This window comes from Methylobacterium sp. WL103, assembly GCF_008039885.1.
In the GTDB taxonomy this organism is placed as follows: Bacteria; Pseudomonadota; Alphaproteobacteria; order Rhizobiales; family Beijerinckiaceae; genus Methylobacterium; species Methylobacterium cerastii.
Map to the genome: position 1 here is coordinate 1 of NZ_VRUX01000022.1, position 22,055 is coordinate 22,055.

Sequence of the window (22,055 nt, forward strand, 5' to 3'; positions counted from 1 at the left end):
GCTGCGGGCCGCCGACGAGGCGCCGCGTCAGGCTCGCCCGCAGGGACATCAACCGATGCGCCAGCGCGCCGAGCGTGAGGCTCGGGCGGTCGCCGCCGCGGCTGGGGCGAGAGGGGTCGCGATGAGAATAGGGAGGCCGTCCCGATGCGCGCATGGGTTCTCAAAAACTCGAAACACGGAAAGGCCGTCCCGCCCGGAACGGTCGATCCGAGTTAGGCCGAACGTCGTTAACAGAGCCTTGAAAACCGCCCGCCGCCGAGTGCTGGAGGGGCGGGCCGGCAAGCGGTAAGGTGGTGGGGACATTCCACCTCGCGCGGGTCGTGACGCCCTTGGCACAAGCCCCTCTCCCGCAAGCCCTTCCCCGGAAGGACTTCCAATCCCTCTTCGCGCACGGGTTCGCCCGCGTGGCCGCCTGCACCGGGCGGAGCCACCCGGGCGACCCCGAGCGCAACGCCGACGCGATCCTGGCGCTCGCCGAGCGGTGCCACGGGCAGGGCGTCGCGGTGGCCGTGTTCCCGGAACTGGCGCTGTCGGCCTACGCCATCGAGGACCTGCTGCTGCAGGCGACGCTGCTCGATGCGGTCGAGGCGGCGGCGGGGCGGGTGGTCGCGGCCTCGAGCGATCTCCGCCCCCTCCTCCTCGTCGGCGCGCCGGTGCGCTGGCAGAACCGGATCTACAACGCGGCGCTCGCGATCCAGGGCGGCCGGCTGCTGGGCGTCGTGCCGAAGCTCCACCTGCCGAACTACCGCGAGTTCTACGAGAAGCGGCACTTCGCCTCCGGCGCCGGCACCGCGGGCGAGACCGTGCGCTTCGCCGGCCACGAGGCCCCCTTCGGCGCCGACCAGCTGTTCGTCGCCGAAGACGTGCCGGGCCTGACCGTCGGCGTGGAGATCTGCGAGGATTTGTGGGTGCCCGACGCCCCGGGCATGCACGCGGCGCTTGCCGGCGCCACGGTGCTCGCCAACCTCTCGGGCAGCCCGATCACGGTCGGCCGGGCGGAGTCGCGCGCCCTGCTCTCGCGCGCGGCCTCGATGCGCGGCCTGTGCGCCTACGTCTACGCGGCGGCGGGCTTGGGCGAATCCACCACCGACCTGTCCTGGGACGGGCAGACCAGCGTCGACGAGAACGGCGTGCGGCTGGCGGAAGGCGAGCGCTTCTCGGCCTCGCCGGTCGCGACGCTGGCCGACGTCGACCTCGATCTCCTCGCCCAGGAGCGGCTGCAGGCCGGCAGCTTCGACGACAACGCTCGCGGCGGCCCCCGCCGGGCCTACCGCCGCGTGCCGTTCCGCCTCGATCCGCCGGCCGGCGACCTCGGGCTGATGCGGCGGATCGAGCGGTTTCCGTTCGTGCCGGCCGACCCGGCCCGCCTCGCCCAGGATTGCTACGAGGCCTACAACATCCAGGTCGCGGGCCTCGCCAAGCGCCTGGAAGCCACCGGCACGCGCAAGGCCGTGATCGGCGTCTCGGGCGGGCTCGACTCCACCCATGCCCTCATCGTGATCGCCAAGGCCTTCGACCGGCTCGGCTTTCCGCGCTCGGACATCCTGGCCTACACCCTGCCGGGCTTCGCCACCTCGGACGCGACGAAGGGCAACGCGCACGCGCTGATGCGGGCGCTCGGCACGACCGCGGCCGAGATCGACATCCGCCCCGCCGCCCGCCAGATGCTCGCCGACATGGGCCACCCCTACGCGGCGGGGGAGGCGGTCTACGACGTCACCTTCGAGAACGTGCAGGCGGGCTTGCGCACCGACTACCTGTTCCGGCTGGCCAACCACGCCGGCGGGATCGTCGTCGGCACCGGCGACCTGTCGGAGCTGGCGCTCGGCTGGTGCACCTACGGCGTCGGCGACCAGATGAGCCACTACGCCGTCAACGCCGGCGTGCCCAAGACCTTGATCCAGCACCTGATCCGCTGGTCGATCGCCTCCGGCCAGTTCGGCACGGAGGAGGGGCGCGTGTTGAGCGCGGTGCTCGACACCGAGATCTCGCCCGAACTCGTGCCCGCCGGGGCGGACGCCGCGCCGCAGAGCACGGAGGCCGTGATCGGCCCCTACGCGCTGCAGGACTTCACCCTGTTCTACACCCTGCGCCACGGCTTCCGCCCGTCGAAGATCGCCTTCCTGGCGCTCCATGCCTGGGGCGACGCGGCGAAGGGCGCGTGGCCGCCCGACTTCCCCGCCGACAAGCGGCTCGCCTACGGCCTGCCGGAGATCCGGCGCTGGCTCGGGGTGTTCCTGACCCGGTTCTTCGGCTTCAGCCAGTTCAAGCGCTCGGCGTTGCCGAACGGGCCGAAGGTGTCGGCCGGAGGCGCCCTCTCCCCGCGCGGCGACTGGCGGGCGCCCTCCGACGGGACGGCCCGGATCTGGCTCGACGAGTTGGAGCGCAACGTCCCCGAAACGTGATCGACACAAACCGGACAGAGTGTGTGATTATCCACACGGTCAAGCTGATTTGCCGTGTACGGCAGATCCGGTTCGAGGGGTCGGCCGAGGGGAGGATGCGCCCATGCAGAGCTACAACCTGTTCCGCCTGAAGAGCGTCGAGGGTCTGTGCTGCGCCGTGCCGGAGTCGAGCCGCGTGCCGCGCTTCCTCGGTGGCGGCCGCTGGACCTTCGGCGGCAAGCTCGACGACCGGTCCGACATCCCCCTCGACTTCGACGGCCGGGCCGCGGAGACCGGCGTGCGCTTCAACGGATTCTACCTGTTCCAGACCGTAGACCGGCGCTTTTTGTAGGCTTAGGGCCGTAAGTCGAAGGTCGCGGCGAGCATTCCTTAAGGGGCGACGTGGGATGATCGGCCTATCGTCTTCGAGCCTGGGGCCCTGTTCATGTCGTCGGAACACCGCAACGAGACCCGCCAAAGGGTGTTCCTGAAGGGCCGCATCGTGTTCAACAACGGTGCCTCGAGCATGGATTGCCTCGTGCGTGACTTCTCCTCCTCGGGGGCGCGGCTGGCCCTCAGCGAAAGCTCGACGCTGCCCGAGGTGTTCGACCTCTACATCCCCCAGAAGGACCGGACCTACCGCTCGACCCTGCGCTGGCGCCGCGCCGACGGCGTCGGGATCACCTTCGCCGACGAGGCGGCCAAGCCCGCTTCCGTCGCGGCGCCGACGACGGCGGCCGAGCCGGCGGCGGAGGACAACTCCGTCACGGTGCTGCTGCGTCGGATCACCGAACTCGAGGCGGAGAACGCGACCCTGCGCCGGCTGCTGACCGGGATGGCGCAAACCGGCGCGGCGACGGCCGCGTGATCCGTCAGACCTCGAGGGCGGCGCGGATGCGCTCCGCGTGACCTGCGAGCACCGTCGGGTCGGCCATCCCGCCCTCGTGGCGCTGGAGCGGCACCCCGTCGAACCGGGGTACGACGTGGACGTGCAGGTGGAACACCGTCTGCCCCCCGGCCGCCTCATTGAACTGGAACACCGTGAGCCCGTCCGCTTCGAACGCGGCCTTCACCGCCCGCGCGACCCGCTGCACGCTGGCCGCCAACGCCGCGAGCGAGGCCGGATCGGCGTCGAGCAGGCCGCGCGCGGGCGCCTTCGGAATCACCAGCGTGTGCCCCGGCCCCTGAGGCATCACGTCCATGAAGGCCAGGGTGTCGGCATCCTCGTAGACCCGGTGCGCGGGGATCTCGCCGCGCAGGATCTTCGCGAAGATGTTGTCGGGGTCGTAGGCCGTGTCCGTCATGCAGGGTGCCCGTGGTTGCGGCCGCCAGGATGCACCGGCGCCGCCGCCGCGTCCACGCGGGCGGAACCCGTCGGCGGCGCCGGCGCTTAGGCTCGGATCGCTGCGGCCCGGCTGCGATCCGCCCCCCAGATCGAACAGGAACGCCGACGCATGGCCCATGAGAGCACCGGCGCCATCTACACCGCCGCTGGCGCCAACCTCGCCATCGCCCTGGCGAAGTTCGTGGGCGCCACCGTCACCGGCTCCTCCGCGATGCTGGCCGAGGGCGCACACTCGGTGGTGGACACCGCCAACCAGATCCTGCTGCTCGTCGGCCTGAAGCGCGCGAAGAAGCCGGCGGACGCAAGGCACCCGTTCGGCTACGGCCGCGAGGTCTACTTCTACGCCTTCATCGTCGCGCTGCTGATCTTCCTCGGCGGCGGCATCTTCGCGATCTACGAGGGTGCCCACAAGATCCGGCATCCGGAGCCCGCCGCCGACGCGAGCCTGTTCGGCTACGCGCTGCCGGGCTTCTGGGTGAACGTCGCCATCCTCGGCTTCTCCGTCGCGGCCGAGGGCTATTCCTGCTTCGTCGCGATGCGGGCGTTCTGGGCCGAGAAGGGCGACCGCTCGCCCTTGAGCGCGATCCGGCGCAGCAAGGACCCGGCCCTGTTCACGATCCTCGTGGAGGACGTGGCGGCGCTGATCGGCCTCGTCATCGCGCTCACCGGCGTGGTGCTGGCCGACCTCCTCGACATGCCCGCGCTCGACGGCTGGTCCTCGATCGGCATCGGGCTCGTGCTCGTCGGGATGGCGATCTTCCTGATGATCGAGACCCACGGCCTGCTGATCGGCGAGGCCGCCGACCCGGAGGTCGTCACAGCGATCCAGGAGGTCGTCGGTGCCGAGCCCGGGGTGAACCACGTCAACGAGGTGCTGACCCAGCACCTCGGGCCGACGGACATCCTCGTGAACGTGAGCCTCGACCTGGCCGACGACCTCACCGCGGGCGAGGTCGAGCGGATCTCGACGCGCCTCGACCGCGAGCTGAAGGCACGCGTGCCGGACGTGACGCGGGTGTTCATCGAGGCTCAGGCGCGCGCAAGTTCCGAACGAGTCGCGGGGCGCGAGAAGGCCGCCGCCGTCGGCGGCTGAGCGCCGGGACCACCTCCCGCTGGATCGACGCGGAGGTGGTTCCAGGCGAGCCCGCGCCGCGAAGGCGCGAAACTCGAAACCGCCCTTCCGCAGGGACCGCCAGCATTGGACGCGCGAGGTTTCTCGTGGTCGAAACCCGACGGGTGGTACCCAGGTCATGGACCCGCGTTCGACCCATCGCGGACCCTGGGAATGTCCGCTTGCAGATCGCTTGATGAACCAGAGACCGGCGGCCGATATGGGTCGGTTTGCAATGGTCTTCTGTCGATCGACCATTCGGAAAACGCCCCCTGCGAATGGAGCACGTCGGCACAACACGAAGGTCGGCGGTCTGGTGACCGCATGGCTCGCGGGGCTTTTCACCCTGATCGAAGGATACGAGCGTCCGGGACGGGCGTTCTAGGTTCGGGCGACTGTCACCCCATCGTGCCCAGGGCCGCTCCGCCACCAACCTGCACGCGGCCCTCGAAGCCGGGTCCCGGCCCAAATGAGCTCTGGACCGCCGCATGGACATCGAAGAGGCCGCCACGCCGAGACTGACCCGCGAGGATCGCTACCGGATCCTCGTCGAGGGCATCATCGACTACGCGATCTACATGCTCGACCCGGCAGGCGTGGTCACAAGCTGGAACAAGGGCGCACAGCGCTTCAAGGGCTACGCCGACCACGAGATCGTCGGACAGCATTTTTCCCGGTTCTATACGGCCGGGGACAGGGCGACGGACCTTCCAGCGCGGGCTCTGATGATCGCCAAGACCGAAGGCCGCTTCGAGCAGGAGGGCTGGCGCGTTCGAAAGGATGGCACCCTGATGTGGGCGCACGTTCTTATCGACCCGATCCGCACCGAGGACGGCACGCTGCTCGGGTTCGCCAAGGTGACCCGCGATCTCACCGAGCAGCAGGCCACGAAGGCCGCCTTGCGACAGAGCGAGCAGCGCTTCCGCCTGCTGGTTCAAGGCGTGCGCGACTATGCCATCTACATGCTCGATCCGACTGGGCGGGTGACCAGCTGGAACAAGGGCGCCCAGCGCTTCAAGGGCTACTCCGACGCGGAGATCATCGGCGAGCATTTCTCGCGGTTCTACACCGACGAGGACCGGGCGACCGATCTGCCGGGAACGGCGCTGGCGACGGCCACGAAAGAAGGCCGGTTCGAAGCCGAAGGCTGGCGCATCCGCAAGGACGGCTCACGCTTTTGGGCCAACGTCGTGATCGACGCCATCCGGGGTGACCACGGCGAACTCATCGGCTTCGCCAAGATCACACGTGACATCACCGAGCGACGCGACGCGCAGCAGGCGCTCGAAGAGACCCGAGCACGCTTCATCCAATCTCAGAAGATGGAGGCGGTCGGGCAGCTCACCGGAGGGGTGGCCCACGACTTCAACAACCTGCTCGCGGTGGTTCTCGGCAACCTGGAGCTTGCCCGCAAGCGCCTGCCGCCCGAGCCAAAGCTCCGGCAGCTGATCGACAACTCGATCCAGGCCGCCCATCGTGGCGCGACCCTGACCAAGCGCATGCTTGCGTTCGCGCGGCGGCAGGAGTTGTCTACGACGCCCGTCGACGTGCCGGACCTCATCCGCGGCATGGGCGACATGCTGCAGCGGTCGATCGGCTTGAACATCCCGGTCAACATGCAGTTCCCACTGCAGCTTCCGCACGTTCTGGCAGACGCCAACCAACTCGAACTGGTCGTCCTGAACCTCTGCGTGAACGCACGCGACGCCACCCCGGCCGGAGGCACGATCACGCTGGTCGCCCGCGAGGCCAAAGTTTCGGCCGAGGACGTCCAAGGCCTGAAGCCGGGCAACTACGTTTGCCTGTCCGTGATCGACACCGGCGAAGGCATGGATGCGGAGACTTTGGCGAAGGCGGCGGAGCCGTTCTTCACCACCAAGGGCGTCGGCAAAGGCACCGGGCTCGGCCTCTCGATGGCCCACGGCTTCGCCGAGCAGTCGGGCGGCCGTTTGCTCCTCAAGAGCGTCAAGGGCCAGGGCACGACGGCTGAGCTCTGGTTGCCCGAGGCCGACATGAGCAAAGCGATCCAACCCGACCGACAGGCCGAGCCCGAACTTCCGAAGCTCGACCCGGTCACGGTCCTGGTCGTCGACGACGATGCTCTGGTGCTGATGAACACGGCGGCGATGCTCGAAGATCTCGGGCACACGGTCGTCGAGGCGGTCTCCGGGGAGCAGGCTCTGCGCATCCTGCGTCGGTCGGGGGAGACCATCGATCTTGTCATCACGGATCAGATGATGCCCGGCATGACCGGGACGCAGCTGATCGACGCGATCTGGGCCGAGTATCCGGACATGGTCGCGATCCTTGCAAGCGGCTACGCCGAGCTGCCTGAGAACGGCCTGGTTCCGGTCCCGCGATTGACCAAGCCGTTCGGACAGTCGGAACTCGCGCGGACCCTCATGACGAGCTTGCGTCCGGAAGGTCTCGTTCTTCCCTTCCGCCCTAAGCTGGCCTGAGGCTGGCCTGTCGCCCTCCGCGCCTGAGTGGGCCAGCCGACCTCCACAGAGAAGCGGGCGGTTCGGAGCGACAGACCAACGCGGCGATGCCGACCGACACCCGCTTTCGGCCGGTCGAATACCAAGTCTCATGGGTAGGAACCCATGAGGTCCGGCCGATTGCCGCCGCCCCGCAGTCGCGGGGGCCAGACCTCGATGAGTCGGGCTCATCGAGGTCTGGTCTAACGAGTCGCTTCCACAACGGAGTTCGGTCGGGAGCGGACCGCCTGCCCCAAGGCAAACGGTTGGACGCTCCTGTCCGCGCTTCTCGAACGTTCGGGCACGGTTCCCAGGCGTTCATGTCCACGCCTAGATCGGTGCCTGCCCGACCTGCTCCAGGCTGATCGCCCAAGTCCGCTCCTGCACCGCCTCGTCCCGGCTGTAGCGCGACGAGGTCTTCTCGCGGCTACGCGCGAAGTAGCGCCCGCTCACCCCCTCGGCCGCGGTCGCGGTCGCAAGGTGCAGCGTCGTCGCCGCGCCGGCGGCAGGGGTGCTGAGGAACGGACGGATCAGGTTCCAGGCGAGGCCGAACGCGCCGCCGGTGTTCTTGGCAAAGCCCGTGTCGATCACGCCGGGATGCAGGGCGTTCACCGTCACGGGCGCGCCGGCGAGGCGGCGGGCGAGCGCGTAGGTGAACAGCACGTTGCCGAGCTTGGCCTGCGAATACGCGCGCATCGCGCCGTAGGACCGCTCGGCCTGGAGGTCGTCGAAGGCGATGCGGCCGCGGGTATGCGCGGCCGAGGCCACGTTGACGATGCGGGCGGCGTCGCCCGGCCGGCCGGAGGCCTTGAGCAGGTCGAGAAGCTCAAGGGTGAAGACGACGTAGCCGAGATGGTCGAGGGCCCAGGTCCGCTCGAAGCCATCCACGGTGGTCTCGCGCCGGTCGAAGATCGCCCCGGCGTTGTTCACCAGCACGTCGAGGCGCGGATAGGCCGCGCGGACTTCGCCGGCTAAATGCCTAATTTCCGCCTGCGACGAAAGGTCGGCGACGAAGCGGTCGATCGCGGCGCCCGGCACGGCCGCGGTGAGCGCGGCCGCCGTCGCCGCGACCTTGCCAGGGTCACGGCCGACGATCCCGACCTGGGCGCCGGCCTTGGCCAGCCCCAGGGCGGTCTCGTAGCCGATCCCGGAGGTGGCGCCGGTGACCAGACACGTGCGCTTCGCCGGGGGGACGCCCCGGCTCAGGCCCGACGCCACGAGGCGCTCCTCAGAACACCGCCTGCCCGACGGCGAAGGCGATGACGACGATGACGATCGCGATCACCAGGAAGATGCCGAACAGGATCCGGGCGAGCGAGCCGGCGCCCGAGGCGATGCCAGTGAAGCCGAGGCCGCCGGCGATGACCGAGACGACGAAGCAGATGAGGGCCCATTTCAGAAGGGTCATGCCGAAAACTCCGGATCGAACCGGCGAACGGCCGGCGTGGAAAGCGTCCGATCAATGCGGCCCAAGCTCAACCGTTCCCGCCGACCCGCGCGGACGCGCCCGGAATTCCGGCCTCGTCCTGCGCCGGCGCGGCGCGGGCGAGCATGATCTCGGCCAGCGTGTGGTAGAGGCCGGTGCGGCAGACGGTCTTCGAGGCGGCGTCGGCCAGCACCGCCGCGATCATCAGCGGGATCATCATCGCGTGGTCCTGGGTCATCTCGGTGACGATGACGAAGGCGGTGATCGGCGCCTGCAGCACGCCGGCGAGGTAGGCGACCATCCCGGTCAGCACCAGCGCGCCGATCGGCACGTGCGGGAACACGTCCTGCAGCATGCCCCCGAGGCCGGCGCCCACCGCGAGCGAGGGCGCGAACAGACCGCCGGGGATGCCGCTGATCGCCGAGAGCGCGGTGGCGCAGAATTTCAGCGGCGCGAAGTCGAGCCGGGCTGCCGAATCGCCGTGCAGCAGCGCTTTCGCTTCCTCGTAGCCGGTGCCGTAGACCGATCCGCCCGAGGCGAGCCCCGCGAGCGCGACGCCGAGGCCGCACAGCCCCGCGAAGGCGATCGGATGCCGGGCGATCCAGCGTCCGCCCCGGCCCGGGAGCCCGCGCGCGAACAGGATCACGAGACGGCTGAACACGCCGCCGGCAAAGCCCCCCGCCGCGCCCAGGACGACCACAACGAGCCAGCCCTTGCCGAGCGGCAGCGTCACGTCGCTGGTTCCGAAATAGGTGTAGTTGCCGACGAGCCAGAGCGAGGTGAGGCCGGCGGCGACGATCCCGGCGACGATCAGGCCGGACGAGCGCGGCTCGTAGGCCCGGCCGAGCTCCTCGATCCCGAAGACGATGCCGGCCAGAGGCGTGTTGAAGGCGGCCGCGACCCCGGCCGCGCCGCCAGCGAGGATCAGGCCGGGCAGCCGATCCGGGGTGAGGCGGCCGACGGCGGCCATGATCGCGGCGCCGACCTGCACCGTCGGCCCCTCGCGGCCCGACGAGGCGCCGCAGGCGAGGCCCAAGGTCATCACCACGATCTTGCCGAAGGCGACGCGCAGCGAGATCAGGCGGTGGCGAAAGGCCGGATCGCGGGTGTGGCGCGCGGCGATCACCTGCGGGATGCCCGAGCCTTGCGAGTTCGGGAAGACGGTCCGCGCCAGCAGGGCCGCCAGCGCGAAGCCCGCGGGCGTCGCCACAAGGGCGACCAGCGGCGAGACGCCGACCAGCGCCTTGAAGCCGACCTGCGCCGCGTCGGCGCAGCGCGCCATCAGGACGGCGGCGAGGCCGACGCAGATGCCGCCGAACAGGAACAGCAACCGCCCGCGCCAGAGCGGGTAGGCGCCGATGGAGGCGCGGCGCAGGCGCGCGATCGAGGCGCGGGTGCGGAAACGGGGCGGCATTGCGCGAGGACTCGACACCGACGGAACACGCTCGCCTCGGCAAGCCTGCCTGGGGCGAGGTTTGCGTCGGCCGCCCTGCCTTAGCGAGGAGCGGGCCAGGCCGCGAGGGGCGCGACGGCTATTTCTCCGCCGCGCACAGGGTCTCGACGGCCTTCACGTAGGATTTGGCGTCGAACTTCTTGAGCGAGTTCTCGCTCTGGTAGCGCACGGTGCCGAACACCTTGCGCCGCGCCCACGGCCGGTCGTGCAGGCCGTAGACCCAGGCGACGTTGGTGAACGAGTTCGCGTCGCGCCCGTCGAGGAAGTACCGGTTGTTGATCCGCAGGGTCCGCTCGAAGCCGACCTTCGGCGACGGCGACCACTCGAGGATCTTCTTGCCCCAGTACATGCGCAACTGGTTGTGCATGTACCCGGTCACCCGCATCTCCGCCTGCGCTGTGTTCCAGTAACGGTCGTGGGTCTCGCCGGCCGCGAGCTGCGCCTCGGTGTAGCTGTAGGGCCGCGGATCCTCCGCGTGCTCGGCCAGCGTCTTCTGCGCCCAGTCGGGCACCGCCTTGGCGTAGTTGTCGTAGCTTTCGGTGTAGAAGACGTGGTTCGAGGCCAGCTCGCGCCGGACGATCAGCTCCTCGAGGTAGGCGCCGCGGTCGTCGTCGTCGCCGTCCTTCGCCGCGCGCACGGCGAGCGCGATCTCGACAGGCGAGATCTGGCCGAAGTGCAGGTAGGGGCTCATGTGCGAGGCTGCCGCCGCCTCCGGCCGGTTGCGGCCGTTGCCGTAGCCGGACAGCCCGTCCTCCAGGAACGCCTTCAGGCGCTTGCGCGCCTGCGTCTCGCCCCCGACGAAGCGCTTCACCGGCCCGACGTCGGTGTCGAGGGTCATCCCTGCCAGGACCTTCATCGGGTCGGACGGATCGATCTCACTCGGGAGCTTCAGGCCGTCGGCTTTATGCTCGACCTTGCGGGCCGCGAGCGGCTCCACGAAATCGGCCCACAGCTTGTGCAGCTTTGGGCGCAGCGTGCGCGCGGCAAACTCGTGCTTGGGGGAAGCGGTCTCCACCGGGACCACCACATCGCCCTCGACCTGCACGACGCGGGTCTCGACGGCCTTCGCGATCTCGCCGTACCAGCTTTTCTGGATCGCGAGGTAGCCGCGATCGAGCACGAGGAGGGCGGCCTCGCGGCCGAGGTCGATCGCGATCTCGGCGGGCGAAGCCTTGCGCATGACGAAGCCGACGCCGCGCTTCTCCAGTCCCGCCTTCGCGTCGGCGAGCCCCTGGAGCAGGAAGGCGTAGTGCCGGGCGTTGGCCTCGGGAAACCCGTTGGCGCCGTCGAGCAGCCCGAAGCAGGCGACCACCGGTAGCCCGAGGCGGTTGCCTTCCTCGATCGCGTATTCCAGCGCCGGGTTGTGATGCGCGCGGTTGGCCTGCTGCAGCAGGTACAGGACGTAAGCGCCGCCCTTCCGCGGTGCGACATCGTTCAGGACCCGGAAGCGCTTTTCGTGAATCGCCATCGTCTCGCGTCGTCCCCAACCCGGTACACGGCCCGGAACCGTACCGGCTCAGCTAGAGCGGAGATCGCGATCGTCCCGCGCGCACCAATGCGGGAGGGGCTGAAATCCGGGCCATAGCACAGGGCCGCATTGGCGGACGAAACCTGTTTTCGATCAGTCATTTGCATGCATTTGTCGCTCAAGGACGACACCAAGGACGGCCGAAGATTGATCGAACCCGTCTGCGACATTTTCAACACATGCTTCGACCGAGCTGCAGGTCGGGCCGAGAAACGACAGGGTCACTGACCGAACCCCCTTGCATTTCGGCGAGGGAGGATCAGATTGTGCAACGCGGGACAGCGATGGCGTCGCGGTCCTGCTGCCCTTCTTGGGCGTTTCCTCCCTAGACTTCGGGCCGCTCCTTCGGGAGTGGCCTTTTTTCTTGGTGCGCCCCTTCCCGCGTCGCCTCGAACCGTTTCCCGCGATCTGTCACCGTCGGCGCGGCTTTGCCGCCCCCGTGCCCTGGCCGCGCATCGAGGCGAGCCTAAGATCGTCTGGAAGGCGCAGAACCGCCGCCGGGAGGACGACATCCTGCGCAGGCTCGCTGGAGCGCTGGCGATCGGGTTCGTATAGGCCGCGATCCCCGTCGGTCTCGGAGAAGCGGCCGAGGTACCGACTTTCCAGGTCGATCCGGCTTGGCCGAAGCCACTCCCGAACAACTGGATCATGGGTCAGGCATCCGGCGTCGCGGTGGACGCCGACGACCACGTCTGGGTGATCCAGCGCCCGCGGACGCTCACCGACGACGAGAAGGCGGCGAGCCTCGATCCGCCGCGGACGAAATGCTGCAAGCCGGCGCCCCCGGTGCGCGAATTCGATCAGGCCGGCACGGTGCTGCGCTCCTGGGGCGGCCCGGGGCAGGGCTACGACTGGCCCGAGAACGAGCACGGCATCCAGGTCGACCCGAAGGGCTCCGTCTGGATCGCCGGCAACGGCGCGAACGACGGGCAGCTGCTCAAGTTCACGGCCGACGGGCGGTTCGTGATGCAGATCGGCAAGTCCGGCCCGCAGACCGACAGCCGCGACACGAGCCGCCTCGGCAGGCCCGCCAACGTCGACTTCGACGCCGCCAACGAAGTCTACGTCGCAGACGGCTACTACAATCACCGCATCATCGTGTTCGGCTCCGAGACCGGGGCGTTCAAGCGGATGTGGGGCGCCTACGGCCGCCCGCCGACCGACGACAAGGTACCCGCCTACGATCCGGCCGCAGCTCCCTCGCAGCAATTCGCCGACCCGGTGCACTGCGTGAAGATCGCGCGCGACGGGCTCGTCTACGTCTGCGACCGCACCAACGACCGTATCCAAGTGTTCCGGAAGGACGGCAGCTGCGCGAAGGAGATGTTCGTCGAGACGAAGACCCGCGCCGACGGCACGGTCTGGGAGCTCGCGCTGTGGCCCGATGCCGACGAGAGCTTCCTCTTCAACGCCGACGGGGCGAACAACGAGGTCTGAACCCTGTCGCGCGCCACCGGCGAGACCCTCGGCGCCTTCGGCCGCAACGGCCGCGGAGCCGGGCAATTCCATTGGGTCCACAACCTCGCCGTCGATTCGAAGGGAAACGTCTTCACGACGGAGGTCGACACCGGCAAGCGCGCCCAGAAATTCCTCGCCTCGGGCAACTTCGTCCTACGCAAGCGCACGCCCTGAGCGACTTGCGCGCACGCCGCTCGCCCGCGGCCGCTTTCCCTGGCATTCTATGCCATGAACGTCGCGACGGGCGCGGTCGTGGAACGTCTTGAGATCGATGGACCGAATGGGCGACGCCACGTCGACGGCACCGCTGGCCAAGCGCCGCGTCCTGCTCGTGGAGGACGACTACTTCATCGTGTCCGATCTGGCGCGCAGCTTCGAGGCGGAGGGCGCCGAAGTGGTCGGGCCGGCGGCGACCGTCGCCGACGGGCTGGCGTTGCTCGCCGAGGCGCCAGACCTCGACGGGGCCGTGCTCGACATCAACCTGCAGGGCGAAATGGTCTTCCCGCTGGCGGACGCGCTGACGGCGCGGGGTGTCCCCTTCGTCTTCGCCACCGGCTACGACCGGACGATGGTGCCGCCGCGCTACGCTGCGGTCGCCCATTGCGAGAAGCCGGTCGAGCCGGGGACGATCGCCCGCGTCTTGTTCGGGGCCTGAACGCCGTCGGCGGCGCCTGGAGCATCGTCCATGATCTCTGGATCACGGACGATGCTCGAGCCGGGTGTGGTCGCATTTCCTTCACGCGAGCCGGCATCCACCTCGCTCGAAAATGCTCTAGGCGTCGCCCCCGTCCTCCGCCGGAGCCTCGACGACGCGTCCGAGCCGCGGCGCCAGCGCGAAGCGGATCGTGCAGCGCAGCCCGTCCGGCCGGTAGGCGAGGGTGGTCTCTGCGCCCAGTTCGTAGCGCAGGGTGCGCGTCAGCATCTCGGTGCCGAAGCCGAGCGGCGCCGGTTCGGCAGGCAAGTCGTGCAATCCGGTCTCGGACCAGCCGAGCGAGAGGGTCGGCGCATCCCCGCACGAGTCGAGAGTCCAGGTGACGGCGATGCGGCCGTCGGGGACCGTCAGCGCCCCGTGTTCCATCGCGTTGCTGGCGAGCTCGTGGGCGGCCAGCGCGAACACCTCGGCGGCACGCGGGGCCAGCAGCACCTTCGGCCCGACGATGTGGACGCGCTCGCCCTCGCGGGCCAGCAACGCCATCAGTGCATCGGCGACGATCGAGTGCAGGTCGAGGCCGGCCGACGGGTCGGCGATGCCGGCGCTCTGCACCCGTGCGATCGCACCGAGGCGGCCGTCGAGGCGCATCATGCAATCCTCGGCGCTGCGATCCGCATCGGCCGAGCGGCGGATGATCGCGCGGACCATCGCCAGGGTGTTGCGTGTCCGGTGCAGCACCGCGTCCACCTCGGGCGACGCCGACGCCGACGCATCCAGGTCGAGGCCGGCGGCGACGAGGCGTCGGCGCAGGGCCGCGTTCTCGGCTTCGAGCGCGGCGATCCGGCCTTCGTCGCTCATCGGACGGCCGTCGCTACGGAGGGATCGCCGCCACGCCGGGCGGCGCGGCGCGCGAAAGTGGCCGGCGCGAAACGGATCTCACTGCGCATCGAGATGCGCACCCTCGTGATCGAGGTGGAGGTAGTTGGGGTCGAACAGGGCCAACGCCATCAGCGCCGGCAGGTCGTGGATCGTCAGGCGCCTGCCCTTCCAGGTGATCTGGCCCGCGCCGCGCAGCTCCTGGATGGTCCGGTTCACGTGGACGCTCGACAGTCCGAGGGTGTCGGCGAGGTCGGCCTGCGTCACCGGCAGGTCGTAGGCGGTGCCCTCGGTGAGGCCGACCGCGCGCAGGCGCATGTACAGCTCGCACAGCAGGTGGGCGAGGCGCTCGACGGCGGAGCGCTGGCCGAGGCTCACCGTCCACTCGCGCTGGACCGCCGCGTTGTGCAGCATCTCCCACCACAGCGTTTCGGCGATGCGGGTCGAGCTCTCCGTCAGGCCCTCGATGGTGGGCTGGGTGACCCGGGCCAGCGTCACCGGGGTCAGCGAGGCGACGGCGTGGTCCATCTGGCGCAGTGTGAAGATGTGCGGGTCGCAGAGGTCGCCCGGCAGGAAGAACGCGATGATCTGCCGGCGCCCGTCCTGAAGCTGCTTGTAGCGGCAGGCCCATCCTTCGAGGACGAGATTGACGGCGCGCGGTTCGTCACCCTCGTTGACGATGTCCTCGCGCGGGCCGAGGCGGCGCACGTTCTGCCCGGTCGCGTCCTCGAGCGCCTTGCGCTCCGCCTGGGAGAAACGGGTGAAGTTCTCCAGTTTCCGGATGAAGGGGTTGTTCATGCCGTCTCGAACCTGAGCGCCGAACCATGCTTGAGGACCGAGACGTCCCGGCGGTCGGCGCCAATTGCCGTCTGAAGGTGTAGCCGCCCGAGGCCACGACTCATAGAGGCATCTCGATCCTGCAGTGGACGCCGTCGGCCCCGAGCTCGAACCATGCCTGAGCGCGCAGGCTGTAGCTCAGCGCCTTCTCGATCAGGTCGCGCCCGAAGCCGCGCCGCTCGGGCTCCGGCGGCATGGCGACCCCGCTCTCGGTCCAATCGAGCACGAGCAGCCGGCCGCTGGCCGGGTTCGCCTCCAGGGACCAGGCGATGGCGAGGCGGGCGCCGGCCTGTGCGAGGGCACCGTGCTTGATCGCGTTGGTCGCGAGCTCGTGCAGCGCGAGGGCGAAGGTCTGGACGTGCTCGAAGCCGAGGGCGACCTCCGGCCCGTCGATGGTGATCCGGCTGCCCTCCTCGGTTCCGTGGGCGCGCAGCTCGAGCCGCACCAGCTCGGCGAGGTCGACCGCGCCGCTGTCGGAGCGGCCGAACAGGCCCTGCACCCGGCCGAGCGCCTTCAGCCGCTCAGAGTAGGCCTCGACCGCCGACCCCGTTCCCAGGGTCTGCCGGGCGATCGACTGGACCACGGCCAGGAGGTTGCGGGTCCGGTGCTGCAACTCCGCCACCAGCACGCGCTGGCTCATCTCGGCGCGGGCGAGCACGGTGACGTCCATGAAGCTGACGACGACGCCCTCGATCCGGTTCTCGCCGTTTCGGTAGGGCGCGAGCCGCACGAGGAAGCGCGCGGAATCCTTCGTCCGGTCGATCTGCCGCTCGATCGTGTCGCTGCCCTGCATGATCGCGGCGACGTCCTCGGCCAGGTTCGGCAGGGTCAGCCGCCCGGCGAAGTCGGTGATCGGGCGTCCGCGGTCGCTCGGCAGGATGTTGAAGATCTCGGTGACCGCGGGAGTGTAGCTGCGGATCACGAGCTTGGCGTCGAGGAACACCGTCGCGATGTCGGTGCTGGCGAAGAGGTTGTGCAGGTCGGTGTTGGCGCGATCCAGCGCCTCGACCTTGCCGTTCAGCTCGGCGTTGACGGTGTAGAGTTCCTCGTTGACCGATTGCAGCTCCTCCTTCGAGGCCTCCAGCTCCTCGTTAGTGGATTGCAGCTCCTCGTTGACCGACACGAGTTCCTCGTTGGACGATTTCAGCTCCTCCAACGCGGTCTCGTACTCCTCGATCAGCGATTGCAGCCGCTCGCGGGTCTCGCGCAGCTCCCGCTCGAGCTGGAGCGCGACCTCGTCGTGGGCGGAGACCGAGCGCTTTTGCGCCGCCTCGCGGCTGATCGAGGGCCCTTCGTCGCTGAACAGCACGAGGAACAGCGGCTCCTCGGATCGCTGGGCGACGAGGGGTTCGATGGTCACGGTGACGATCTGCACGCGGCCGTCGTCGCCTTCGACGACGAGCCCCTCGCGCACCACCTGGGCGTTGGTGTCGACAGACTCGCGGAAGGCGGCCCGGAGCTCGAGCCTCAACCCCTTGCGCGCCATCGTCAGCAGTTGACGGGTGGGAAGTCCCGCCGCCGCCTCGAGATATTTGCCGGTGCGGTTCGAGTAGTAGACCACGTCGCCCTGGCGGTTCACCGCGACGTGCGGCGGCGTGAACCGCTCCAGGACCTGCATCTCGACCGAATGGCGAAGGGCCAGGGAGCTGTTGCCGCCCTGGCGCGGTCTCAGGTCTCTGCCATGGGACATCGCGCGCAATCCGCTGAGAGCGAGGGGGACGCGGGGCTCGGTCGCGTTGTCGGCGCGGCTGCGGAAGATGCGGTGCTTCTTGTCGATCGGCGCAAACAGGTCGGCGAACTGGCTCAGGTTCTCCGACATGCCGAGGAACAGGAAGCCGCCGGGCCTCAGCGCGTAGTGGAAGGTCGGCAGCACCTGGTTCTGGATGCTGAGCCCGAAATAGATCAGCAGGTTCCGGCACGAGACCATGTCGAGCCGCGAGAAGGGCGGATCGCGGATGACGCTGTGGGGCGAGAAGATGCACAGGTCGCGCACGGTCTTGGCCAGCACGAAGCTCGCCCCGTCCTGCAGGAAAAAGCGGCGCCGGCGCTCGGGCGAGACGCCGTCGAGCAGCTGCTCCGGATAGCGGCCGGCGCGCGCGACGCCGAGGGCGTGCTCGTCGATGTCGGTGGCGAAGATCTGCACCCGGCAGGCCGCGGTCAGCGTCTCCATGTGCTCGATCATCAGGATCGCCAGCGAGAACACCTCTTCGCCGGTGGCGCAGCCCGGCACCCAGACCCGGACGGTCTGGTCGGCGCCGCGCCCCTCGAAGAGTTTCGGGATGACGCGTTCGCTGAGCATGGCGAACGCCTCGGCGTCGCGGAAGAACGTGGTCACGTTGATCAGGAGGTCGCGGAACAGGGCCGAGACCTCGACCGGGTCGCGCCGCAGCCGCTCGACATAGGTGGCGACGACCTCGACCTGCAGGATCTGCATCCGGCGCTGGACGCGGCGCAGGAAGGTCTTGGTCTTGTAGCCGCCGAAGTCGTGCCCGACCTGGGCGCGCAGGATCGCGTAGATCTCCCCGCGCAGCTCGTCGGGCGACGGGCCGGCCTCGTTGCCGGCCAGGATCGTGTCGGTCATCGACAGGCTCGCCCGGTAGGCGACGAGCTTCGCGCCCATCTCGTGCGAGGGCACGCCGAAATCGACGTACCCGGTCGCGATCGCACTGGAGGGCATGCTCGGGTGCTGCGGCCCGTCGCCATTGGCAATCTGGGCCAGCGTGACGCCGCCGTGCTCCTTGATCGCCTTGATGCCGAGCGTGCCGTCGGAGTCGCCCCCCGACAGGATGGCGCCGCCGGCATACTCGCCCTGGTCGGCGGCGAGCGCGCTGAGGAAGATGTCGACCGGGTGACGCTCGCGGTGCTCGGCGCTCTGGTGGCGCAGGACGAGGAGCCCGTCACGGATGCCGACGACGGCGTCGGCCGGCAGGACGTAGACGTGGTTCTCCGCGACCGCGACGCCGTCGCTCGCGACCTCAACCGGCATGTCGGTGAAGCGCGAGACGATCTCGTGCAGCACGCTCTCGCGCCAGGGGCTGAGATGCGTGACGATGACGATCCCGAGACCCGGCATCGACGGCATGCCGCGGAAGAAGCCTTCCAGCGCCTCGATCCCGCCGGCCGACGCGCCGACGCCGACGATCAGGAAGCGTTCGGGCCGCTCCTGCGCGTCGTCGACGGCCTCGTCCCCGGAGCCTTGGCCCGAGCGCTGACCGGAGCTTTGGACCGCATCGTCATCGGGCATCATCGCGTGCTGTTCCCGCGACCACTTCGGCCCTGTCGCGAACGGGCATCGGAGAACCGCGACCCTGCCACGAAACCAGGGACGGCGGCACCGGCCTTATCCGCGCGCACGCGCCCGGATCATGAAATTGTCGTAGGTGTACTCCGCCACCTGGAACCAGAGGTATTCCTCGTTGCGGAAAGTCTTCATCGCCTCGTAGATCCGGCGGAAATCGGGGTTCTTGGCGGCGATCTCGGCGTAGACGTCGTTGGCCGCCTTCAGCGCCGCCTCCATCACATCCTGTGGGAACGGGCGCAGCTGCGCGCCCGTCGCCACCAGCCGGCGGAGGGCGCCGGGGTTGCGGGCGTCGTACTTCGCCTGGACGTCGGCGGCGACCTCGGCCGCCGCCGCCTGCAGGATCGCGCGATAGGGCTTGGGCAGGGCCTTCCACGTCTCGGCGTTGAGCCAGAAGTGCAGCATCGCGCCGCCCTCCCAGAAGCCGGGATAATGGTAGATCGGCGCCGCCTTCTGAAGGCCGAGGCGCTCGTCGTCGTAGGGGCCGATCCACTCGGCGGCGTCGAGGCGCTTGGACTCGAGCGCGGCGGCGATCTCAGAGCCGGAGACCGCCTGCGGCACCGCGCCGAGCTTGGCCAGCACCTGCGCGCCGAGGCCGCCGATGCGGACCTTCAGCCCCTGGAGGTCGGCCACCGTCTTGATCTCGCGCCGGAACCAGCCGCCCATCTGGGCGCCGGTGTTGCCGCCGGGCAGGCTGGCGAGCCCGTTCTTGGCGAACAGCTCCGCGAACAGGTCGTTGGCGCCGCCGGCGAGCCACCACGCGTTCTGGCCACGGGCGTTCAGACCGAAAGGGAGGGTAGTCGCGAGCGCGAGGGTCGGGTCCTTGCCGGGCGCGACGGTCGCCGGCCCGTGGCCCATCTCGACCGTCCCGGCCGCCACGGCGTCGAGCAGCCCGTCGGCCGTCACCGGCTCGCCCGGGCCCGTGACCTGGATCGCGAAGCGCCCGTCTGTCGCCTCGCCGACGATGCGGGCGAGGGCCTCGGACGCACCGAACAGGATGTCGAGGTTCTTCGGGAAGGCGGAGGCCAACCGCCACCGGACCTCCGACCCGCTCTGCGCCGGCGCGGCGGCGAGCGCAGGCGCCGACAGCGCGGCACCGAGCCCCGCGGTGAGGAGCGCACGTCGCTTCACGGTCGTCATGGCACCTCCCTCACGCATCGGTCGCGGTCCCGCGGCCCCTAACACGTCCGGCGCGGGTCTCGAAACCGCGGGCGGCGCGTGGTAGGGCGTTGCCATCGTGACACCGGCTTCCATCACCCTCCACACGGTCTGCGGCCTCGAAGAGCTCGCCCGCCACGGCGCGAGCGGCGTCGACCGCGTGCTGTCGCTGCTCGATCCGGGCACGCCGGAGCCGGCGGGCTTCGCCGCCTACGGGGCGCACCGGCGCACGACCCTCTACTTCCACGATTGCCTCGGCCCGGGCGACGGCCTCGTCCCGCCGGAGCCCGGTCACGTGGCCGAGATCCTGGCCTTCGGGCGCGACCGCGAGGCGGGACCCGCCGCGCATCTCCTCGTCCACTGCCATTACGGCCTGTCGCGCTCGACCGCGGCGCTGCTGATCCTGATGAGCGACGCGGAGCCGACCGTTGAGGCGGAAACCCTCGTGCGGCGCCTGCACGCGATCCGCGAGCCGGCCTGGCCGAACGCGCGGATGATCGGCTTCGCCGACCGGATGCTCGACCGCCAGGGAACGCTGAACGAGGCGGTGCGGCGCCTGCACAAGCTCCAGCTCGGTGTGCGCCCGCACCTCGCCGACCTGCTCCGCGGCCTCGGCCGTGGAGCCGAGGTCGACGCGGCCGAGGCCGCCTGAGCCGATCGGCTACTTCGGCGCCGGGGTGAAGACGCCGTCCTTCCAGACGTAGAGCACGTAGCCCTGGGCGGTGACGTCGCCCTTGCCGTCGAAGCCGACGGTGCCGAGCACGAGGTCGAAGCGCTCGGCATGCAGCGTCGCAGCGATGCGCCTCGGGTCCTGCGTCCGGGCAAAGTTGCCGGCGGCCACCAGGGCCTGGAGCGCGGCGTAGCCGTAGATCGTCGAGCCCGTCGGCTCGCCGCCCTCCGCCTTGAACGCCTTGACCACCTCGGCCGCCGCCGGCTGGCGGCTCGGATCGAGGTAGAAGGTCATCAGCACGCCGTTGCTGGACCCGCCGGCGATCTTGGCGAAGTCCGGCGTGGCGATGGCGGAGGTGCCGAACCATTGCGGCCGGAAGCCGCGCTCGGCCGAGATCCGAACCAGACGGCCCATCTCGACGGCGTCGCCGCCGTAATAGGCGACCTCGATGCCGGCGGCCTTCAGCCGGTCGGCGAGAGCCGCGTCGTCGGCGTCGCTCGGTGAGAAGGCGGACAGCAGCGTCTCGTTGATCCCGATCCGGTTGAGGTTGTCCTTGGTCGCGTTGGCGAGCGCGCGCGCCGCAGGCGTCAAGTCCTGGAGGAGGGCGATCTTGCGGTCGCGGAACCGCTCGGCCAGCACGATCGCCGAGAGGCGCGCCTGGTCGTCGTCGCGCCCACAGACGCGGAAGATCGTCGGCAGGCCGCGATCGGTCAGCTTGGCCGAGACCGAGGCCGCGGTGATCATCGTGACGCCGTTCTGGCTGTAGACCTCGGACGCCGCGAGCGACGCGTTCGAGCAGACGTGGCCGACCACGAGGCCGACGTCCGAGCGCACGAAATGGTTGGCGACGGCGGTCGCGGTGTTCGAGTCGCAGGCGTCGTCCTGGACGTCGAGGCGAATGGTCTGACCGTCGAGGCCGCCCTTGGCGTTGGCGTCGCGGGCCGCAGCCTCGACCCCGCGCAGCACCTGCTCGCCGACGGAGACGTAGGCCCCCGAACGCGGCACCGCCACGCCGACCACGACGTCGGCCGCGGCCGGTCCCGCCGCCAACATCGCGAACAGAAGTGCGGCGGCGCTGACACCGCGGAAGCAGGGGCCGGGCAGGTTCGGGCCGAACCGGAAAGCGCGTCCGATCGTCATCAGGCCCCTTCTCGGCATCAACGCCCCTCCCGGCAGGCGGCGCACGAAACGCTGCGCCGCGCCCCGGACGGCCGCCTGTTTCCGGGAAAACCGTCGATCCGGCAAGCCGCGGTGTCGTCTACCGTGCGTAGGCGTAGACGGATGCGGCGGAGGCGACGGGTCCTGCGACGGTGGAGAAGACGCTGACGACCTTGGAGACTTCGGTGAAGGGGGCGTTGGAGACGTAGACGAGGTCGCGGTTG

General features: G+C 69.8%; 17 protein-coding genes and 2 pseudogenes. 8 read left to right on the forward strand and 11 right to left on the reverse strand.

The window, feature by feature from the left end; translation table 11 throughout:
- The first annotated feature begins 320 nt into the window (after positions 1–320).
- From FV222_RS03130 to FV222_RS03140, 3 genes are all read left to right on the forward strand, one after another.
- Positions 321–2,405, forward strand: coding sequence for an NAD(+) synthase (locus FV222_RS03130; RefSeq protein ID WP_246685299.1), 2,085 nt, complete (start codon positions 321–323; stop codon positions 2,403–2,405).
- A 103-nt stretch (positions 2,406–2,508) separates the two neighbouring features.
- A complete protein-coding gene (locus FV222_RS03135; protein ID WP_147812966.1) occupies positions 2,509–2,736 on the forward strand; it encodes a hypothetical protein in 228 nt (75 codons plus the stop codon).
- Between the two features lie 93 nt (positions 2,737–2,829).
- Positions 2,830–3,252, forward strand: a complete 423-nt coding sequence (locus tag FV222_RS03140; protein WP_147752965.1) for a PilZ domain-containing protein — start codon at positions 2,830–2,832, stop codon at positions 3,250–3,252.
- Positions 3,253–3,256: 4 nt separating this feature from the next.
- Here the strand turns inward: FV222_RS03140 and FV222_RS03145 are convergent, their stop codons facing one another.
- Positions 3,257–3,688, reverse strand: a complete 432-nt coding sequence (locus FV222_RS03145; protein WP_147763644.1) for an HIT family protein — start codon at positions 3,686–3,688, stop codon at positions 3,257–3,259.
- A gap of 150 nt (positions 3,689–3,838) precedes the next feature.
- Between FV222_RS03145 and FV222_RS03150 the strand changes: the two genes are divergently transcribed.
- Both FV222_RS03150 and FV222_RS03155 read left to right on the forward strand, forming a co-directional pair.
- Positions 3,839–4,822, forward strand: coding sequence for a cation diffusion facilitator family transporter (locus FV222_RS03150; protein WP_147812967.1), 984 nt, complete (start codon positions 3,839–3,841; stop codon positions 4,820–4,822).
- A gap of 506 nt (positions 4,823–5,328) precedes the next feature.
- A complete protein-coding gene (locus tag FV222_RS03155; RefSeq protein WP_147812968.1) occupies positions 5,329–7,299 on the forward strand; it encodes a PAS domain-containing sensor histidine kinase in 1,971 nt (656 codons plus the stop codon).
- A gap of 348 nt (positions 7,300–7,647) precedes the next feature.
- Here the strand turns inward: FV222_RS03155 and FV222_RS03160 are convergent, their stop codons facing one another.
- The 4 genes from FV222_RS03160 to FV222_RS03175 form a co-directional block, all read right to left on the reverse strand.
- Positions 7,648–8,535, reverse strand: a complete 888-nt coding sequence (locus FV222_RS03160) for an SDR family oxidoreductase (RefSeq protein WP_246685297.1) — start codon at positions 8,533–8,535, stop codon at positions 7,648–7,650.
- A 10-nt stretch (positions 8,536–8,545) separates the two neighbouring features.
- Positions 8,546–8,725, reverse strand: a complete 180-nt coding sequence (locus FV222_RS03165) for a DUF1328 family protein (RefSeq protein WP_147752961.1) — start codon at positions 8,723–8,725, stop codon at positions 8,546–8,548.
- Positions 8,726–8,792: 67 nt separating this feature from the next.
- Entirely contained in the window at positions 8,793–10,157 is a 1,365-nt protein-coding gene (locus tag FV222_RS03170) for a chloride channel protein (protein ID WP_147812969.1), read from the reverse strand.
- Between the two features lie 118 nt (positions 10,158–10,275).
- The gene (locus FV222_RS03175) at positions 10,276–11,664 is read right to left on the reverse strand and encodes a deoxyribodipyrimidine photo-lyase (RefSeq protein WP_147812970.1); all 1,389 of its coding nucleotides are present in this window, start codon (positions 11,662–11,664) and stop codon (positions 10,276–10,278) included.
- Positions 11,665–12,285: 621 nt separating this feature from the next.
- Between FV222_RS03175 and FV222_RS03180 the strand changes: the two are divergent.
- Both FV222_RS03180 and FV222_RS03185 read left to right on the forward strand, forming a co-directional pair.
- Positions 12,286–13,356, forward strand: a pseudogene (locus FV222_RS03180) (hypothetical protein).
- 106 nt (positions 13,357–13,462) lie between these two features.
- Positions 13,463–13,837 carry a response regulator gene (locus FV222_RS03185; RefSeq protein ID WP_147763650.1) on the forward strand — a complete coding sequence of 125 codons (375 nt, stop codon included), beginning with the start codon at positions 13,463–13,465 and terminating at the stop codon, positions 13,835–13,837.
- A gap of 117 nt (positions 13,838–13,954) precedes the next feature.
- Here FV222_RS03185 and FV222_RS03190 read toward each other — a convergent pair whose 3' ends face one another.
- The 4 genes from FV222_RS03190 to FV222_RS03205 all read right to left on the reverse strand — a co-directional run bounded on the left by FV222_RS03190 (position 13,955) and on the right by FV222_RS03205 (position 19,985).
- Positions 13,955–14,692, reverse strand: a complete 738-nt coding sequence (locus FV222_RS03190) for a sensor histidine kinase (RefSeq protein WP_147752956.1) — start codon at positions 14,690–14,692, stop codon at positions 13,955–13,957.
- Positions 14,693–14,770: 78 nt separating this feature from the next.
- Entirely contained in the window at positions 14,771–15,508 is a 738-nt protein-coding gene (locus FV222_RS03195; protein WP_147752955.1) for a Crp/Fnr family transcriptional regulator, read from the reverse strand.
- Positions 15,509–15,608: 100 nt separating this feature from the next.
- A complete protein-coding gene (locus FV222_RS03200; RefSeq protein WP_246685298.1) occupies positions 15,609–18,794 on the reverse strand; it encodes a CheR family methyltransferase in 3,186 nt (1,061 codons plus the stop codon).
- Between the two features lie 93 nt (positions 18,795–18,887).
- Positions 18,888–19,985: an ABC transporter substrate-binding protein gene (locus tag FV222_RS03205; RefSeq protein ID WP_147812971.1), complete on the reverse strand. Its 1,098-nt coding sequence runs from the start codon at positions 19,983–19,985 to the stop codon at positions 18,888–18,890.
- A 94-nt stretch (positions 19,986–20,079) separates the two neighbouring features.
- Between FV222_RS03205 and FV222_RS03210 the strand changes: the two genes are divergently transcribed.
- Positions 20,080–20,655, forward strand: a complete 576-nt coding sequence (locus FV222_RS03210) for a protein-tyrosine-phosphatase (protein ID WP_187277196.1) — start codon at positions 20,080–20,082, stop codon at positions 20,653–20,655.
- 9 nt (positions 20,656–20,664) lie between these two features.
- Here FV222_RS03210 and FV222_RS03215 read toward each other — a convergent pair whose 3' ends face one another.
- Both FV222_RS03215 and FV222_RS30925 read right to left on the reverse strand, forming a co-directional pair.
- A complete protein-coding gene (locus tag FV222_RS03215; RefSeq protein WP_246685300.1) occupies positions 20,665–21,726 on the reverse strand; it encodes a branched-chain amino acid ABC transporter substrate-binding protein in 1,062 nt (353 codons plus the stop codon).
- A gap of 205 nt (positions 21,727–21,931) precedes the next feature.
- Positions 21,932–22,055 (reverse strand): annotated as a pseudogene (locus FV222_RS30925) (sugar transporter); the annotation flags it as partial.

What these genes read in the sequence shown, in the direction of transcription:
- FV222_RS03135 (WP_147812966.1), top strand. Translation starts at nt 2,509, where the DNA reads ATGCAGAGCTACAACCTGTTCCGCCTGAAGAGCGTCGAGGGTCTGTGC.
- FV222_RS03140 (WP_147752965.1), top strand. Translation starts at nt 2,830, where the DNA reads ATGTCGTCGGAACACCGCAACGAGACCCGCCAAAGGGTGTTCCTGAAG.
- FV222_RS03145 (WP_147763644.1), bottom strand. Translation starts at nt 3,688, where the DNA reads ATGACGGACACGGCCTACGACCCCGACAACATCTTCGCGAAGATCCTG.
- FV222_RS03150 (WP_147812967.1), top strand. Translation starts at nt 3,839, where the DNA reads ATGGCCCATGAGAGCACCGGCGCCATCTACACCGCCGCTGGCGCCAAC.
- FV222_RS03155 (WP_147812968.1), top strand. Translation starts at nt 5,329, where the DNA reads ATGGACATCGAAGAGGCCGCCACGCCGAGACTGACCCGCGAGGATCGC.
- FV222_RS03165 (WP_147752961.1), bottom strand. Translation starts at nt 8,725, where the DNA reads ATGACCCTTCTGAAATGGGCCCTCATCTGCTTCGTCGTCTCGGTCATC.
- FV222_RS03170 (WP_147812969.1), bottom strand. Translation starts at nt 10,157, where the DNA reads ATGCCGCCCCGTTTCCGCACCCGCGCCTCGATCGCGCGCCTGCGCCGC.
- FV222_RS03175 (WP_147812970.1), bottom strand. Translation starts at nt 11,664, where the DNA reads ATGGCGATTCACGAAAAGCGCTTCCGGGTCCTGAACGATGTCGCACCG.
- FV222_RS03185 (WP_147763650.1), top strand. Translation starts at nt 13,463, where the DNA reads ATGGGCGACGCCACGTCGACGGCACCGCTGGCCAAGCGCCGCGTCCTG.
- FV222_RS03190 (WP_147752956.1), bottom strand. Translation starts at nt 14,692, where the DNA reads ATGAGCGACGAAGGCCGGATCGCCGCGCTCGAAGCCGAGAACGCGGCC.
- FV222_RS03195 (WP_147752955.1), bottom strand. Translation starts at nt 15,508, where the DNA reads ATGAACAACCCCTTCATCCGGAAACTGGAGAACTTCACCCGTTTCTCC.
- FV222_RS03200 (WP_246685298.1), bottom strand. Translation starts at nt 18,794, where the DNA reads ATGATGCCCGATGACGATGCGGTCCAAAGCTCCGGTCAGCGCTCGGGC.
- FV222_RS03205 (WP_147812971.1), bottom strand. Translation starts at nt 19,985, where the DNA reads ATGACGACCGTGAAGCGACGTGCGCTCCTCACCGCGGGGCTCGGTGCC.
- FV222_RS03215 (WP_246685300.1), bottom strand. Translation starts at nt 21,726, where the DNA reads ATGTTGGCGGCGGGACCGGCCGCGGCCGACGTCGTGGTCGGCGTGGCG.